This window comes from Agrobacterium sp. K11, assembly GCF_059429395.1.
This window is the reverse complement of record NZ_JCAHRB010000015.1, coordinates 1-15,956: the sequence shown is the minus strand read 5'-3', so window position 1 is coordinate 15,956 and position 15,956 is coordinate 1. Positions and strand designations below refer to the sequence as shown.

General features: G+C 59.8%; 13 protein-coding genes and 1 pseudogene. 4 read left to right on the top strand and 10 right to left on the bottom strand.

Annotated features, from left to right (window positions below; all coding sequences use genetic code 11):
* Window positions 1-58 precede the first annotated feature (58 nt).
* From AC5SEO_RS24390 to AC5SEO_RS24365, 6 genes are all read right to left on the bottom strand, one after another.
* Window positions 59-946 carry an O-acetylserine/cysteine exporter gene (locus tag AC5SEO_RS24390; protein WP_013636398.1) on the bottom strand — a complete coding sequence of 296 codons (888 nt, stop codon included), beginning with the start codon at window positions 944-946 and terminating at the stop codon, window positions 59-61.
* 37 nt (window positions 947-983) lie between these two features.
* Window positions 984-1,622, bottom strand: coding sequence for a LysE family translocator (locus AC5SEO_RS24385; protein WP_174068485.1), 639 nt, complete (start codon window positions 1,620-1,622; stop codon window positions 984-986).
* 443 nt (window positions 1,623-2,065) lie between these two features.
* Window positions 2,066-2,305 (bottom strand): DUF1127 domain-containing protein, encoded by a 240-nt coding sequence (locus AC5SEO_RS24380; RefSeq protein WP_013636401.1) that lies wholly within the window; start codon window positions 2,303-2,305, stop codon window positions 2,066-2,068.
* Window positions 2,306-2,685: 380 nt separating this feature from the next.
* Window positions 2,686-3,507 (bottom strand): glutamate racemase, encoded by an 822-nt coding sequence (gene murI / locus AC5SEO_RS24375; protein ID WP_080798285.1) that lies wholly within the window; start codon window positions 3,505-3,507, stop codon window positions 2,686-2,688.
* Window positions 3,491-4,333 carry an RNA methyltransferase gene (locus AC5SEO_RS24370; protein ID WP_003516049.1) on the bottom strand — a complete coding sequence of 281 codons (843 nt, stop codon included), beginning with the start codon at window positions 4,331-4,333 and terminating at the stop codon, window positions 3,491-3,493. Before AC5SEO_RS24370 ends, murI begins: the two co-directional genes overlap by 17 nt.
* A 174-nt stretch (window positions 4,334-4,507) precedes the next feature.
* Entirely contained in the window at window positions 4,508-5,038 is a 531-nt protein-coding gene (locus AC5SEO_RS24365; protein ID WP_003516050.1) for a hypothetical protein, read from the bottom strand.
* A 216-nt stretch (window positions 5,039-5,254) separates the two neighbouring features.
* On the opposite strand from AC5SEO_RS24365, the gene AC5SEO_RS24360 reads away from it, so the two are divergent.
* The gene (locus AC5SEO_RS24360) at window positions 5,255-6,469 is read left to right on the top strand and encodes an NADP-dependent isocitrate dehydrogenase (RefSeq protein WP_174068486.1); all 1,215 of its coding nucleotides are present in this window, start codon (window positions 5,255-5,257) and stop codon (window positions 6,467-6,469) included.
* Between the two features lie 335 nt (window positions 6,470-6,804).
* Window positions 6,805-7,431 (top strand): glutathione S-transferase family protein, encoded by a 627-nt coding sequence (locus tag AC5SEO_RS24355; protein WP_003516054.1) that lies wholly within the window; start codon window positions 6,805-6,807, stop codon window positions 7,429-7,431.
* A gap of 77 nt (window positions 7,432-7,508) precedes the next feature.
* Here the strand turns inward: AC5SEO_RS24355 and AC5SEO_RS24350 are convergent, their stop codons facing one another.
* From AC5SEO_RS24350 to recA, 3 genes are all read right to left on the bottom strand, one after another.
* Window positions 7,509-7,892 carry a VOC family protein gene (locus tag AC5SEO_RS24350; RefSeq protein WP_174068487.1) on the bottom strand — a complete coding sequence of 128 codons (384 nt, stop codon included), beginning with the start codon at window positions 7,890-7,892 and terminating at the stop codon, window positions 7,509-7,511.
* 75 nt (window positions 7,893-7,967) lie between these two features.
* Window positions 7,968-10,631 carry an alanine--tRNA ligase gene (gene alaS / locus AC5SEO_RS24345; RefSeq protein ID WP_111799514.1) on the bottom strand — a complete coding sequence of 888 codons (2,664 nt, stop codon included), beginning with the start codon at window positions 10,629-10,631 and terminating at the stop codon, window positions 7,968-7,970.
* A gap of 231 nt (window positions 10,632-10,862) precedes the next feature.
* The gene (recA, locus tag AC5SEO_RS24340) at window positions 10,863-11,954 is read right to left on the bottom strand and encodes a recombinase RecA (RefSeq protein ID WP_003516062.1); all 1,092 of its coding nucleotides are present in this window, start codon (window positions 11,952-11,954) and stop codon (window positions 10,863-10,865) included.
* A 246-nt stretch (window positions 11,955-12,200) separates the two neighbouring features.
* On the opposite strand from recA, the gene AC5SEO_RS24335 reads away from it, so the two are divergent.
* Both AC5SEO_RS24335 and AC5SEO_RS24330 read left to right on the top strand, forming a co-directional pair.
* Entirely contained in the window at window positions 12,201-13,142 is a 942-nt protein-coding gene (locus AC5SEO_RS24335; RefSeq protein ID WP_112497475.1) for a PfkB family carbohydrate kinase, read from the top strand.
* A gap of 31 nt (window positions 13,143-13,173) precedes the next feature.
* Window positions 13,174-14,097, top strand: coding sequence for a pseudouridine-5'-phosphate glycosidase (locus AC5SEO_RS24330; RefSeq protein WP_003516064.1), 924 nt, complete (start codon window positions 13,174-13,176; stop codon window positions 14,095-14,097).
* Between the two features lie 202 nt (window positions 14,098-14,299).
* Here the strand turns inward: AC5SEO_RS24330 and AC5SEO_RS24325 are convergent.
* Window positions 14,300-15,904: pseudogene (locus AC5SEO_RS24325) on the bottom strand (OmpA family protein); the annotation flags it as partial.
* Window positions 15,905-15,956: the final 52 nt, after the last annotated feature.

Below are 15,956 nucleotides of genomic sequence, written 5' to 3'. Positions count from 1 at the left end.
AAAAAATCACCGATTGCGTCTGCCCCGTGCCGATAATGCACAGGCAATTGCGCCACATCTATGCGGCCCCGGACGAGACGCGCGAAAATGATAGCCGCCTGCCGAACACATTCAGCATCAGCCCGATGATGACCAATGCGGCACCGACCACTTCGAAGACGGTAATATGCTCCGCAAAAGCGAGATAGGCGCTGACGAAACCGACAATCGGCACCAGCAGCGAAAACGGCGCCACCGTTCCGGCCGGATAACGCAGAAGCAGGTAACTCCAGATACCCGCGCCGACGATGGTCGCACCATAGGCCATGTAGATCACCACGAGAGCCATCGTAGGCGTCGCATTGTGCAGCCCTTCCGCAATCGCATCAGGTCCCTCCACCACCAGCGAAAGCAGCACCAACGGCAGAACGGGAACAAGGCTCGTCCATGCGACAAAGGAGACCGCATTCACCTGGCCGATGCGGCGATTGACGATGTTGCCGCAGGCCCAGGCAATGGCCGAGCCGACGCCCATCAGCAGCGGTATCAACGCTGCAGCCGTCATGCGCTCCACGCCGATGACCGCCAGCCCGCCAAAGGCAACGATTGCGCCGACGATCTGTGACGGCAACGGCCGCTCGCCGAGAAACACCACGGCCAGCGCCAGCGTGAAGAAGGCCTGCGACTGCATGACGAGCGAAGCAAGCCCAGCCGGCAGGCCGAGCTTGATGGCCGGGTAAAGCAGGCCGAATTGGACGAAACCCATCGCCATGCCGTAAACGATCATATGCCGCCACGGCACATTGGGTTTGGGCAGGAAGAATACCAACGGCACGGCTGCAAACAGATAGCGCACCCCCGTCAGAAACAGAGGCGGCATGTCGGCGACGCCGATCTTGATGGCAACGAAGTTGAAGCCCCACAAAAACACGGTGATCAGGGCAAGAAGAATGTGCGGCAACGCCATTTTGTTATGTCCGAATTTCAGGCGATCGACGGGCGTTTTACGCCGAAACCGCCCTCTTCCAGCCAAATGTAATGAGACCGGCGCCGATCAGGAGACCGCCGCCCGTGCGGTTGACGATGCGCTGAACCCCGGGTTTGCGGATCGTGTTGCGGGCGGCACTTGCCAGAAGTCCATAAAGGGCCGCATTGCAGCTGGCAAGCACAAGGAATGTCGCTTCGAAAATCAGCACCTGCGGCCAGAAAGGCAGCGTCGGCACCAAAAACTGCGGCAGGAAGGCGACGAAGAAGACAATGCTCTTGGGGTTCAGCGCCGTGACGACATAGGCATGCAGGAAGATTTTGAGCGGCCGGTCAAGGCCGGTCACGCCTGCGGCTTCACCACCTTCACCGCCAACCGGCGAACGCCACAGCTTGATGCCGAGATAGATGAGGTAAGCCGCACCGATCCATTTCAGACCGGTAAAAAGGGCCGCCGATGTCGCAAGCAGCGCGCCGAGCCCCAGCATGGAGGCCGTCATCGCAGTGAAATCACCAAGCGCCACACCCGTCACCGTCGCGGTGCTCGCCTTACGGCCATGCCCCAGAGCATAAGAAATCACCAGCAGGATCGTCGGCCCCGGAATGGCAAGCATGATGGCGGATGCGGCCACGAAGGCCAGCCAGTTCTCCAGTGGCATGATGCAATCTCCCCCGTTCGGTCTTTGGAGCAAGCCACCAAAAGCGCCCGGTATCAAGCCAAATTTTCGGAGACTATGCCGCTTTGTCATCCAGCGGACGAACAGGCTGCTGCTGCCGTTTCATCACCTGCGCAAGATCGTAATTTGACGGCATGGCAAGCCATGCCGCGCCGCGCTGACCCCTGCCCGCTCCAGCCGCAGGGCAAGATCAGGGGTAACGCCCGCCCGGACGTTCAGGAGGATAGTGCAACGCGCTATATGCCAGGCCTTTCCGCAGCTTCCGTTACGGAAAACTGAAGTGCGGCGATGAACTCCTCGCAGACGCGCCGTGGGTGGACGACGGGTCAAGTCCGGCATGACGGAGGCGCATTTCGAACATCATTAGATGTGGAAACGGACGACGGAGCCTCCCCGGCATTTTCTCGCCGGAGAGACTGTCGCCATCAAAACCGCGGCGCCCAGTAAGGAGGGGCCCACTCCCGCCGCATTTTGCGGTCGGACGGCTCCAGGCCGATATCGTCCAGAAGACGCTCCGGCAGATCGGAAAGATCGGTCGGCGGCGGGCGCGGCACCATTGCCGCGACGAGAACCGCTTTCAGGGTTTTCCAGACGCCGAATGTGACGAACAGGCGGTCGACCGCATCCGGCAGCGCATATGCTACCAATGGTTGATTTTTCTGCATGGGGAATCCGTCCCGGCGCGGCGAAGCAGCCAGGTCCTTTATCGATGATAAAACGACAGGCGCGAACGGCGGGCGCAACACGCGGTAGCGCGGACGCACAATTCAGCTGTCAGACGAAGTGAAGATGCCAAACGGCAGGGAAATCAGGCAGGAAGCCTTATCGGAGGTCGATGCCTCGGGACATGTGACCGCCGACGACCATGCCGGAAAAGCCAGACATGCCGGTAAGGCGCATATTCATATAGTCAGTCATTCCACGCCTCCTTTTTATAGCGGTTACAGACAAGATGCATCTTACACGAGATGCCGGACGCGACAAGAGGTCGCAATCTCGAATTGCAAAAGTCAGGCAGAATAGATGCAAAAATGCAACAAGCCGTTCAGCTCAGCGAGACGCTGAGGCCAAAACCCTGCATCAGCCGCCGTGTGGCGAAATCCGGCTTGCCGGAAGTGAAGACGGCGAAATCGAAACCATCTGGATGCTCCGCATCCTGCGGCAGCGGCACCAGGTGGCGCGCGCGACGGGCAATCGCTTCCGCCGGATCGAGCCAGTCCACCGGCCATGGCGCCAGCCGGCGAAACACATTGGCCATGAAGGGATAATGAGTGCAGGCGAGAACAACGATATCGGTGCGCTTGCCGTCGCTATCGATGAAGCAGGGCTCGATTTCCGCCAGCACGGCTTCATCGGAGATCGGTTCGCCCCTGATCCAGCTTTCGGCCATACGCGCCAGATTTTCCGATCCCACGAGGCGAACATGGCATTGCGTGGCGAATGACTGGATGAGATCGCGCGTATAGGCGCGCTTGACGGTGCCGGGTGTTGCCAGCACGGAAACGAGACCGGAACGGGTGCGTTCGGCCGCGGGTTTGATAGCTGGAACGGTGCCGACGAAAGTCATATCAGGAAAGCGCGCCCGAAGATCGGCGCCTGCCAGTGTGAAGGCGGTGTTGCAGGCAATGATGCAGACTTCAGGGCTATAGTTTTCAAGCAGCTTTTCGAAGAGCGAAAGAATGCGCGCTTTCAGCGCCTCCTCTTCCCAGCCGCCATAGGGGAAACCGGCGTCGTCGGCCACATAGATGAAACCGCGCTCGGGCATCAGCACGCGCGCCTCGCGCAGTACCGTGAGCCCACCAATGCCGGAATCGAATACCAGCACCGGTTTGAGAACATCGGCCAGAGCCTCAGTCGTCTTCAGCATTCTCCCCAGCCCTCTCCGACAATGGTCCCTCCGCCGTTCCGGCCCGGCCTGCCTGCTTAGGCCACTGCCGGGGAAAACGATCGAGTGACCTGATCACGCCACGGAAAACACTGATTTCCTGCTCGGAAAAGCCGCGTCTCGACAGCACTGCACGCAGATTGTCCACCATTTTCGGCTTTTTTTCGGGCGGATGAAAATATCCGCGCGCATCGAGCGCCTCCTCGATGTGTTCGAACAGGCCGAAGACCTGTTCCTTGGTCGAGGGCCGCTGCTCGATGGGCTGGAAAAGCGTCTCGTCCAGATCGTCCATGCCGGATTTCATCCACTCATAGGACATCAAAAGCACGGCCTGCGCGATATTGAGCGAGGCGAAGGCGGGGTTGACCGGAAATGTCACGATCTCATCGGCCAGCGCCACTTCTTCATTGGTAAGGCCCCAGCGCTCACGCCCGAACAGGATGCCGGTTCTTTCACCCGCCTTGAACTTCGCGCGCAGCGTGCCGGCTGCGGTAACGGGGGCACGAACCGGTTTGAAACCGTAACGCTCCCGCGCGGTCGTGGCATAGACGAAATTGAGATCCTTGATCGCCTCTTCCAGCGTCTCGAACACCTTAGTCCCGTCGATGACATGATCGGCCTTGGAAGCGGCGGCGCGCGCCTTCTCGTTCGGCCAGCCGTCACGCGGCTTGACGAGGCGAAGTTCGGCAAGACCGAAATTGGCCATTGCCCGTGCCACCATGCCGATATTTTCGCCGAGCTGCGGTTCGACCAGAATGATCGCCGGGCCTTCCGCCACAAGTTCAAGCTCGCTGTTTGTGCCTGCCATCGTCGTTTTCCAGTTTCTGAAGCGCCGCATCGATTTTCAGGCCGATGCGTTTTATGGTTTTCGCGCATTTCCAGACTGAAAACCGGTCGCCGCTTTTCCTGAAAATGCTCTAAAGCGCGCTTCACTGGCACAGATCGGCGCCAAAATCAAAGCCGGGGCAGGCAGAACGCCCTGTTATTCGCCCTTGATGATCGCCGCCATCTCTGCGCGCAGCGAATCCCTGCCCTCGTCTCCAACCCGGTGAATGTCGCTGATGACAGGCTGGCCGTTTTCCTCGATGACATCGAAATGCACCTCGTCGACCGTTGCCTTCATCTCTGCCTCATCCATGCAGGCCCAGAGCTTGAACTTCGCCGTCACGTCAGTCACGCCGTCCTTCACCTCACCGGGCGTTACCGAAACATCCACCAGCGGACAGCCATCCTGCGAGTTGGTCACCACATCGTAGCCGAAGGGATCGCCGGTCTCGCCGCTTTCCGCCTCGTAAGCCGGCTTCTTGGAAGCTTCGCGGTATTGGGCAACGAAGTCCTTGCTGAACAGGCTGGTCAGCATGTCCTCGTCGAAGATGTATTTCCAGTTTTCCGCATCGCCGGACCAGTTCTTGACGGTAATGTCCATCACCTTCTGGACGGGATCGGCAGGGCCGGCCGCAAGGGCGCTGTGGGAAAAGAGGACGGCGGCAGTCAGAAGCAGAATATTCCGCATGATGTGATCCCGGAGGTAGGCCCGACGCGCGGGCGAAGCGATTCGCCTGACTGTATTCCGGCAATATGGTTTGGCAATGCGCAAAGCGTTATTGCACCGCGCCAAAAAAGCGCCCCCCATGGCTTTGCCTCAGGCGCGCGCGATGCTATAGCCGCACCGGATATTTTTCCGAATACCGGCGTCACCAGGCGCCACAGCTTCGAAGGTGAGGAATTCATGGCAAAGATCAAGGTAGCCAATCCAGTCGTCGATCTCGACGGCGACGAAATGACCCGTATCATCTGGCAGCTCATCAAGGACAAGCTGATCCTGCCATACCTCGATCTCGACATCGAATATTATGACCTCTCGGTCGAAAACCGCGATGCTACCAACGACCAGATAACCGTCGATGCGGCACATGCCATCAAGAAGCACGGCGTCGGCATCAAATGCGCGACGATCACGCCGGATGAGCAGCGCGTCGAGGAATTCGGCCTGAAGCAGATGTGGAAGAGCCCGAACGGCACGATCCGCAACATTCTGGGCGGCGTCATCTTCCGCGAGCCGATCATCTGCAAGAACGTTCCCCGCCTCGTTCCCGGCTGGACGAAGCCGATCGTCGTCGGCCGCCACGCCTTCGGCGACCAGTACAAGGCAACCGATTTCAAGTTCCCCGGCAAGGGCAAGCTGACGATCAAGTTCGTCGGCGAAGACGGTCAGGTCATTGAAAAGGACGTCTTCGACGCGCCGAGCGCAGGCGTTGCGCTGGCAATGTACAACCTTGACGAATCCATCCGCGAATTCGCCCGCGCATCCATGATGTACGGCCTGATGCGCAAGTGGCCGGTTTACCTGTCCACCAAGAACACCATCCTGAAGGCCTATGACGGCCGCTTCAAGGACATCTTCGAAGAAGTCTACCAGACCGAGTTCAAGGCGAAGTTCGATGAAATCGGCATCATCTATGAGCACCGCCTGATCGACGACATGGTCGCCTCCGCTCTGAAGTGGTCCGGCGGTTACGTCTGGGCCTGCAAGAACTACGATGGCGACGTGCAGTCTGATACGGTTGCCCAGGGCTTCGGTTCGCTCGGCCTGATGACCTCCGTTCTCCTGTCGCCGGACGGCCGCACGGTTGAAGCTGAAGCGGCACACGGCACGGTCACGCGCCACTACCGCCAGCATCAGAAGGGTCAGGAAACTTCGACCAACTCGATCGCTTCGATCTTCGCCTGGACCCGTGGCCTCGCCCACCGCGCCAAGCTGGACGACAATGCAGAACTCGCAAAGTTCGCAGCAACGCTCGAAACCGTCTGCGTCGACACCGTCGAAAGCGGCTTCATGACCAAGGACCTCGCGCTCCTCATCGGTCCGGACCAGCCCTGGCTCTCCACCACCGCCTTCCTCGACAAGATCGATGAAAACCTCAAGACGGCGATGGCGGCTTAAAAGAACAGCGCACTGCCCGTTTGAAATATCGACAAAAGGAAACCCGGCCGCAACGCCGGGTTTCTTTTTTTGTTCACAGTATCTTGCTTAGATGTTGCACTAGGCGCAGACTTCGATTCCACAGCGTGCCGCAGTCAGAAAAATAAAAATATATAGCTGAAACAGCATAAAACGACACATAACTTGTCCGGCACAGTCAAAAATTCATGTGGTTAACAGCGCGATCCTTCGCGAAAACAGATAATGCTGTGGACTATAAAAACGCACCGTGTCAGCGCGAACTGCGCGCGGGTTTTCAATGATGCTTTTGCAATTTTGCTTGGGGAGGCAAAGCAATGAGTGAATTGATCTTCTACACCAATCCCATGTCGCGCGGACGCATTGCGCGATGGATGCTCGAGGAAGTGGGCGTTCCCTACAAGACAGAGATACTGGGCTTCTCGACGTCGATGAAATCGCCGGCCTATCGGCTGATCAACCCGATGGCCAAGGTGCCCGCCATAAAACACGGCGACACCATTGTCACCGAAGCGGCAGCGATCTGCGCCTATCTGGCGGATGCCTTTCCGGGCGCCAACCTTGCGCCGACGCCGAAAGCGCGCGGACTTTATTACCGCTGGATGTTTTTTGCTGCCGGTCCGTTGGAAATGACAACCAGCATGAAGGCGATGGGTTTCGAGGTGCCGCAGGAAAAGCTGCGTATGGCTGGCTGCGGCAGCTATGCGGATGCGATCAACACGCTCGAACGTGCCGTCAGCGAAAACCGCTTCATTGCCGGCGATCACTTCACTGCGGCGGATGTCTATGTAGGTGCCCATGTCGGCTGGGGCCTGCAGTTCGGCACAATCGAAAAACGTCCGGCCTTCACGGACTATATGGCGCATCTGACCGACCGCCCCGCCTTCAAGCGGGCCACCCAGCTTGATGAAGCGGCAGCGAAGGATATGCAGGCGGCGGGTTGAAGAAACTGACAGGCATTTCGCCTGACAGCGGAGCACCAGCGCTCGCAAGGGTCACAAAACGGATTTTGGAAGCGGGCTTATTCGTTGGACTGGGCGAGTGGTTCGCCGATCTCGATTGCATGCCCGTCCGGATCATAAAAACGGAACACTCTCTGTCCCCATGCCTGCCGCTCAAAGGGATGGATCAACTCCACATGCGGCGCAATATTCCGAAATGCCGCATCGACATCCTCATGTTCGAAATAGAGCAGCAGATTCCGTCTGCCGTAAGGTTCGTCCGTGTCCGGCGATGTCCGCCAGACCGTCTGTTCGAGCGAACGCCCCTCATGGATTGCAAAGCCGCTTTCAAAGAGGACGAAATTTCCGAAATCGTCCAAGACCTTCAGGCCGAGCCTGTCACGATAAAACTCCCTGGAGCGGTTGATATCGCACACGAAAGGGATGGGATTTACAAAGCGCATCACGTTCCTTTCGGATTTCAACATCCAGAATCAAAAAGGCGGGGTAGAACCCCGCCTTTTTTCAATTCATCCAGATCAGGCCGCGAGCGCTGCCGCCACCGCGTTGATGGCGTCCTGTGCCTTGGCGCCATCGGGGCCGCCGGCCTGCGCCATATCCGGGCGTCCACCGCCGCCCTTGCCGCCGAGGGCCGCAGAGGCCGTGCGGACGATATCGACGGCGCTGAAACGGCCAGTTAGATCCTCGGTCACGGCAGCAACAGCACTTGCCTTGCCGTCTTCGGACACGGCGATCAGCAGCACGACGCCGGAGCCGATATTGGCCTTGGCTTCATCTGCAAGACCCTTGAGGTCCTTGGCATCGATGCCGGACAGGGATTTTGCGAGGAAATTGACGCCCGCAACCTGCTGTACGTCGTTTGCGCCGGCATCCGACGAGCCGCCGCCCATTGCGAGTTTCTTGCGGGCATCCGCAAGCTCGCGCTCCAGCTTCTTGCGCTCGTCGAGAAGTCCCTCGACACGCGACAGCACATCGCCCGGCTGAACCTTCAGCGACGAGGCCAGTGCCTTTACGCGCTCATCCTGCTCGGAGAGATAGGCAAGCGCGCCCTGACCCGTTACGGCCTCAAGACGGCGCACGCCCGCACCGACGGCACTTTCGCCAAGAATGCGGATAAGGCCGATCTGGCCGGTTGCGGCAACATGGGTGCCGCCGCAAAGCTCGACCGAGTACGGACGGTTGGCTTTCGCACCGTGAACACCGGTGCCCATGGAGACAACGCGGACTTCATCGCCGTATTTTTCGCCAAACAGTGCCATAGCACCCTCGGCGATGGCGTCGTCAACGCTCATCAGACGCGTCACGACAGGCGAGTTCTGCAAGACGATCTCGTTTGCCATTTCCTCGACGACCTTCAGCTCCTCTGCCGACATCGGCTTCGGATGCGAAACGTCAAAGCGCAGACGCTCGGGTGCGACCAGCGAACCCTTCTGTGCGACGTGCGTACCAAGCACCTCGCGCAGCGCCTCATGCAGCAGGTGGGTGGCGGAGTGGTTGGCGCGCAGACGCGAGCGGCGGTCGTGATCGACCGTCAGTTGCACGGCGTCATCGAGCTTCAATCCACCCTTGGACACCGTGCCGGAATGCACGAAAAGGCCCTCGCCCTTCTTCTGGGTTTCTGAAACGGTAAAGGTGCCGTTATCGCCAGAGATTATGCCGGTATCGCCCATCTGACCGCCGGACTCGCCATAAAATGGCGTCTGGTTGACGACGATCTGAACCGTCTCGCCCTCGGCGGCACTGTCCACCGACTTGCCGTCCTTGACGATCGCCTGGATGACGCCTTCGGCGGTTTCAGTGTCGTAACCAAGGAATTCGGTCGCGCCGAGCTTTTCCTTCAGTTCGAACCACACCGTTTCGGTCGCCTTATCGCCGGAACCAGCCCAGTGCGAGCGTGCTTCCGCCTTCTGGCGCTGCATGGCATCGGTGAAGCCGGAAATATCGACGCCGATCTCACGGGCGCGCAGCGCATCCTGCGTCAGATCGAGCGGGAAGCCATAGGTGTCGTAAAGCTTGAAGGCGGTTTCGCCGTCCAGCATGTCGCCCTTGTGCAGGGTCGAAGTCGCGTCAGACAGCAGCGACAGGCCGCGTTCCAGCGTCTTGCGGAAACGGGTTTCCTCAAGCTTCAGCGTCTCGGAGATCAGCGCCTCGGCGCGAACCAGTTCCGGATAGGCGCGGCCCATCTGTTGTATCAGCGCCGGCAGCAGCTTGTAGATCAGCGGCTCGCGCGAACCGAGAAGCTCGGCATGGCGCATGGCGCGGCGCATGATGCGGCGCAGAACGTAACCACGGCCCTCATTCGACGGCAGGACGCCATCGGCGATCAGGAAAGCGGAGGAGCGCAGATGATCGGCAATGACGCGGTGGCTGGCGCGCTTCTCGCCCTCTGCCGGAACGCCGGTCGCTTCGACGGAGGCCGAAATCAGCGCCCGGAACAGATCGGTGTCATAATTGTCGTGTTTGCCCTGCAACAGCGCCGAAATGCGCTCGAGACCCATGCCGGTGTCGATAGACGGGCGCGGCAGATCGATGCGCTCTTCCTTCGTCAGCTGCTCATATTGCATGAAGACGAGGTTCCAGATCTCGATGAAACGGTCGCCATCCTCTTCCGGCGAGCCGGGCGGTCCGCCCCAGATATGATCGCCGTGGTCATAGAAGATTTCCGAGCAGGGACCGCACGGACCGGTATCGCCCATGGCCCAGAAATTATCGCTGGTCGGAATACGGATGATGCGATCGTCAGAGAAACCGGCGATCTTCTTCCAGAGATTAAAAGCCTCGTCGTCGGTGTGATAGACCGTGACCAGCAGACGGTTGCGATCGATGCCGAATTCCTTGGTGATCAGGTTCCAGGCATGGGTAATCGCCTCTTCCTTGAAATAGTCGCCAAAGGAGAAATTGCCGAGCATTTCGAAGAACGTATGGTGACGGGCCGTATAACCGACATTGTCGAGGTCGTTATGCTTGCCACCGGCGCGCACACATTTCTGCGCGGAAGCGGCCGTGGAATAAGGACGGCTTTCGAGACCGGTGAAGACGTTCTTGAACTGCACCATGCCGGCATTGGTGAACATCAGCGTCGGATCGTTGCGCGGCACCAGCGGGCTGGAGGGCACAATCTCGTGTCCGTTCTTCTTGAAGTAGTCGAGAAAGGTCGACCGAATTTCATTCACACCGCTCATGCCCACACACCGCTCACAGCTGGAGTCCATCACCGCCATCCCGAATGATGGCTATCTTGCAAAATCAAAGGCTTTTATCGTCCGCATCCTGCCCTGTCCAGCCATGGAGGCGCACCAAGGCGTCTAGGCAAAGAAAAAGGGCCACGCGAGGAAAATCGCGCGACCCTTTTGATCCATACCGGCTCATGCCGGCAAAGCCACCGGACGCGAACGCCCGGACCTTCGAATGCATCAGCCCTCGTCGGGACCGTCGTCGCTTTCGCCGGCTTCCGGGCCGCCATTCTGCAGGAACCGATCGGCGATCAGACCGGCGTTCTGGCGCAGCGCCAGTTCGATCTCGCTTGCCATTTCCGGATTGTCGCGCAGGAAGGTTTTGGCATTTTCACGCCCCTGCCCCAAACGCTGGCTATTATAGGAGAACCATGCACCGGATTTCTCGACGATACCGGCTTTCACGCCGAGATCGACAAGCTCGCCGGTCTTGGAAACGCCTTCTCCATACATGATGTCGAATTCCACCTGCTTGAAAGGCGGTGCCATCTTGTTCTTGACGACTTTTACGCGGGTCTGGTTGCCGACAACCTCTTCACGCTCCTTGACGGCGCCGATACGGCGAATGTCGAGACGCACCGAGGCGTAGAATTTAAGCGCATTACCGCCCGTCGTCGTTTCCGGCGAACCGAACATGACGCCGATCTTCATGCGGATCTGGTTGATGAAAATCACCATGCACTTCGACTTGGAGATCGAGGCGGTCAGCTTGCGCAGCGCCTGGCTCATCAGACGTGCCTGAAGGCCCGGCAGACTGTCGCCCATCTCACCTTCGATTTCAGCACGCGGCGTCAGCGCCGCAACCGAGTCCACGACCAGAATGTCGACGGCACCGGATCGCACCAGCGTATCGGTGATTTCAAGCGCCTGCTCGCCCGTATCCGGCTGCGAGATCAGAAGGTTCTGCAAATCCACACCGAGCTTGCGGGCATAGACCGGATCGAGCGCGTGCTCGGCATCCACGAAGGCGCAGATGCCGCCCTTCTTCTGGGCTTCCGCGATCGTCTGCAACGCAAGCGTCGTCTTACCGGAGCTTTCCGGGCCGTAAATCTCAACGATACGCCCCTTCGGCAAACCGCCGATACCGAGCGCTATATCCAGGCTGAGAGAACCCGTCGAAATGGTCTCTACTTCAACCACGTTTTCATTGGAACCGAGCTTCATGATCGATCCCTTGCCGAACGACCGTTCGATCTGGGAGAGCGCCGCTTCCAGTGCCTTGCTTTTATCCACCGATTTATCCTCTACGAGACGCAAAGAATTTTGTGCCATCCGATCCACCTTTAGGTTATTGAAGCCGCACAGGCAATGAAGCAGTATGGAAATAGGATGTACTCTATTTGTTCTCATATCGCAAGGCGCAGCCAGCATATTGAAAACAAATAGCGATAAGTGGTTTGTTCTGCTTTCGTTTTTCCGCGTCCGGCCTATCGCTGCGGACCGGATGTGAAGGGGAACAAACAAAAGATTGGGACGAATCGTCCACCTTTTCCATCCGCGAAAGAGGGAAACACAAGCGTGAAGAAAATACTCGTTCTGGGCGGCGCGCATATAGACAGGCGCGGCATGATCGAGACTGAAACGGCGCCCGGCGCCAGCAATCCTGGCTCATGGATGGAAGAGGCTGGCGGCGGCGGTTTCAACGCGGCGCGCAATCTTTCCCGGCTCGGGTTTGCCGTCCGTATCATCGCACCGCGCGGCGGCGACGTGACCGGCGAAGCGGTGGCGGAGGCAGCAAGGCAGGCGGGCGTGGAAGATACGCCCTTCGTTTTCCTCGATCGCCGCACGCCAAGCTACACCGCCATTCTGGAGCGCGACGGCAATCTTGTCATCGCACTTGCGGATATGGACCTTTACAAGCTGTTTTCGCCGCGCCGACTCAAAGTTCGCGCGGTGCGTGACGCGATTACCGCGAGCGACCTTCTGCTTTGCGATGCCAATCTGCCGGAGGATACGTTGAAGGCGCTCGGTCTCATTGCCCGCGCCTGCCAAAAGCCGCTCGCGGCCATCGCCATTTCGCCCGCCAAGGCGGTGAAGCTGAAGGACATGCTCGCCGATATCGACATTCTCTTCATGAACGAGGCAGAGGCGCGCGCGCTGACGGGACAGACGGCAGACAATGTTCGCGACTGGCCGGGCATTCTCCGCAGGGCAGGCCTTGCCGGCGGCGTCATCACCCGTGGCGCAAGCGAAGTGGTAGCCTTCAACGCAACGCAAACCGCAAGCCTCCACCCACCCATCATCCGCGAGGTGAAAGACGTAACCGGGGCCGGAGACGCCATGGCGTCCGGTTATCTCGCGGCGATTACGGAGGGCAAAACCATCACTGAGGCCCTGCGATTGGGTGCCGCCGCGGCCGCCATCACCGTGCAATCGCCTTTCGCCACCGCCCAAGACCTGTCAAAAGATAGTGTCGAGACCATGTTGGGGCTTGTCCCCAAGGCCGAAATGCTGGCATGAACCCGTTTTTTTATAGTCTGGAACAAACAGAATGACCCGCCCCATCTCCCCGCTCCTGCCCATCGTCTATTCGCAAGAGGTTGCCGCTGCCAAACAGCGCGGCGCGCCGATCGTCGCGCTGGAATCGACCATCATCACCCACGGCATGCCCTATCCCGGCAATATCGAGATGGCTGAAGGCGTCGAACAGATCATCCGCGATCAGGGAGCCGTTCCGGCAACCATCGCCGTCATTCACGGCACGCTGCATATCGGCCTCGAGAAGGAGCAGCTCGAAGCGCTTGCCCAGACCACCGACGCCATGAAGGTCTCGCGCGCAGATATTGCCTTTGCGATTGCCGAGCGCCGCACCGGTGCCACGACAGTGGCAGCCACCATGATTGCCGCTGCCCGCGCCGGCATCCGCGTTTTCGCCACCGGCGGCATCGGCGGTGTGCACAAGGGCGCGGAGGAGACCTTCGATATTTCCGCCGATCTGACCGAGCTTGCCAAAACCGGCGTGATCGTCGTCTGCGCCGGCGCCAAGGCCATTCTTGACATCCCAAAGACGCTGGAAGTTCTCGAAACCAACGGCGTGCCTGTCGTGACTTTCGGTTCGGAAGAGTTCCCGGCTTTCTGGTCGCGTTCTTCGGGCCTTCCCAGCCCGCTGTCCCTCAACAGCCCTGCAGCCATCGCCAATTTCCAGACGACTCGCGAACAGCTCGGCATCGATGGCGGTATGCTGATTGCCAATCCCGTGCCGGAAGAGGACGAAATTCCGCGCGAGGAGATGGAAATCTACATCAATCGCGCCATTTCCCACGCCGAGCGCGAGGACATCACCGGCAAGGCCGTCACGCCCTTCCTGCTCGGCGATATCTTCCGCCTGACCGACGGCCGCAGCCTCGCGACCAATATCGCGCTGGTACGCAACAATGCCCAGCTCGCAGCAGAGATTGCTGTGGCGCTTAACTAAGCGTTAGAGGCTGGATTATCCTCAAATTTGAGGATGATGGCAGGGTGAGAAGCATCCCAGTCATGCCGGATTTGATCACGCTGGCCCCCGGATCTGGTCCGGCGTTACGGATAATGTGTCGGACTGGGAACTTTGCTACCAATAAAAAAGCCCGGAAAGCTTTGCGCTTTCCGGGCTTTCATTTTTCAGTTCCTGAACCTTATCAGTTCTGGGCGACCGGTCTTACCAGCGGTGTCACGCGGCGGATGGTGACGCGGCGGTTCTGCTGTTCCGGGCCGAGTGTCTGAACCTTCAGGTAACGCTCGCCGTAGCCTTGCGTCGCCAGGTTTTCCGGCGGAATGCCGTAAACATCGGTCAGGACATTGGCGACGGAAGCGGCACGCTCGTCGGAAAGAACGAGGTTGCTTTCATCCGAACCAACGGCATCGGTGTGGCCTTCGATCAAGAAGGTTTCCGCCGGGTTCTTTGCCAGCGCCTTGTTGATCGCATCCGCTACCTTCCGCAGCGAACGGGCCTGCGCCATCGGAATATCAGCGCTTCCAGTGGCAAATGTGATCGTATCGAGGTCGATACGGCGCACCTTGTCGCGGATACGGGCCGAATAACGCACTTCATCCAGCGAGTAGACACGCTCCACCGGCTCGACCGGCGGCTGCTCCAGGAAGCGGTAGTAATCGCGGTCCGGATCGCTCGACGTGTCGATGATGTAGTCACGAACCGGAATGCGCAGACGCATCGGCGGCAGGTCGAGGCCGGGATCGCGATAGACATATTCACGGTCCGGTTCGTCCATCAGTTCCGGCGCATAGAACAGCACATATTCCCGGCCACGGTCATCGATGCGCGAACGCTGGATGACGTCGCCATAGCGGTTGCGGATCGTCACCACCTGCGTGCCGTCGCGACGCTCGACGGTCTCGCGGACACGTCCGCCGGGCAGGCGCTCGTAATAGGGCTCGCCGCCATCGCGGATGAAGCGCTGATTGTCGTCGCCGCGCACAACCACGCGGTCGCCAAACTGCAGGATGATCGGCGCATCGCGATCCTGATCGCGCCGGCCGCCTTCGCGCGGCTGCCATTCCCGCGCGCCTTCCGGCCGGTCATATTGCGGACGGCGGTCGACACGCTCGCCCTGCTGAGAGGTAATCGCCTCCATCTTCACGGGCGGCGGAGCCTTGCCTCCGGCAGCACCGGCGCGCTGCGCTTCGGCGTCGGAAGTCGGCACCTTCACGTCACCGGCCTGCTCACGCTCGCGGCGGCGTTGCTCGCGTGCCTGGTTGTTACCGGAGCGCTCCACTTCCTTGTCGCTGTCGAGAACGGCGGCACCCTTGTCGACGGGCAGAATGACGGTGTCGGCAGTCTTGGACGGGTCCTTGGCGATAGCCTTGGCCTTGTCCAGTTCCTGCTTCGTCGTCGGAGGCGCTTCCGTCTGCGGAATGGCGACCTGATTGGGAACGGCTTCGCCGGCAGGCGCCTGTCCTGTCGTGGCACCGCTTGGCGGCGGAGGTGTCGGAGCACCCGGCAGCGGCGCTGCAGGCTCCGTCTTGCCCTGGCCTTCTACCGGCTGCTTTTCAGAAGGCTGCTGGCCGGGCGCAGGATTGGGCTGAGCTTCCGGAGCCGGTGGCCGTGCCGGTGTCGGCGCTTCCGTTGGAACAGGAGCCTCCTTTACAGCTGGCTCAGGAGCCGCTGGCTTTTTCTCCGGAACGGCCTTTTCGGCGGGTTCCGATTTCGGTTCCGGTGCTGGAGCGGGCGCCTTTTCCTCTACCGGCTTTTTCTCGGCGGCGGGCTCGCGCTGTTTCGCCGGGGGAAAGCCTGTTCCGGGCCAATGCGGTCAGCCCGAAGGGCGCGGAAGGCATAGC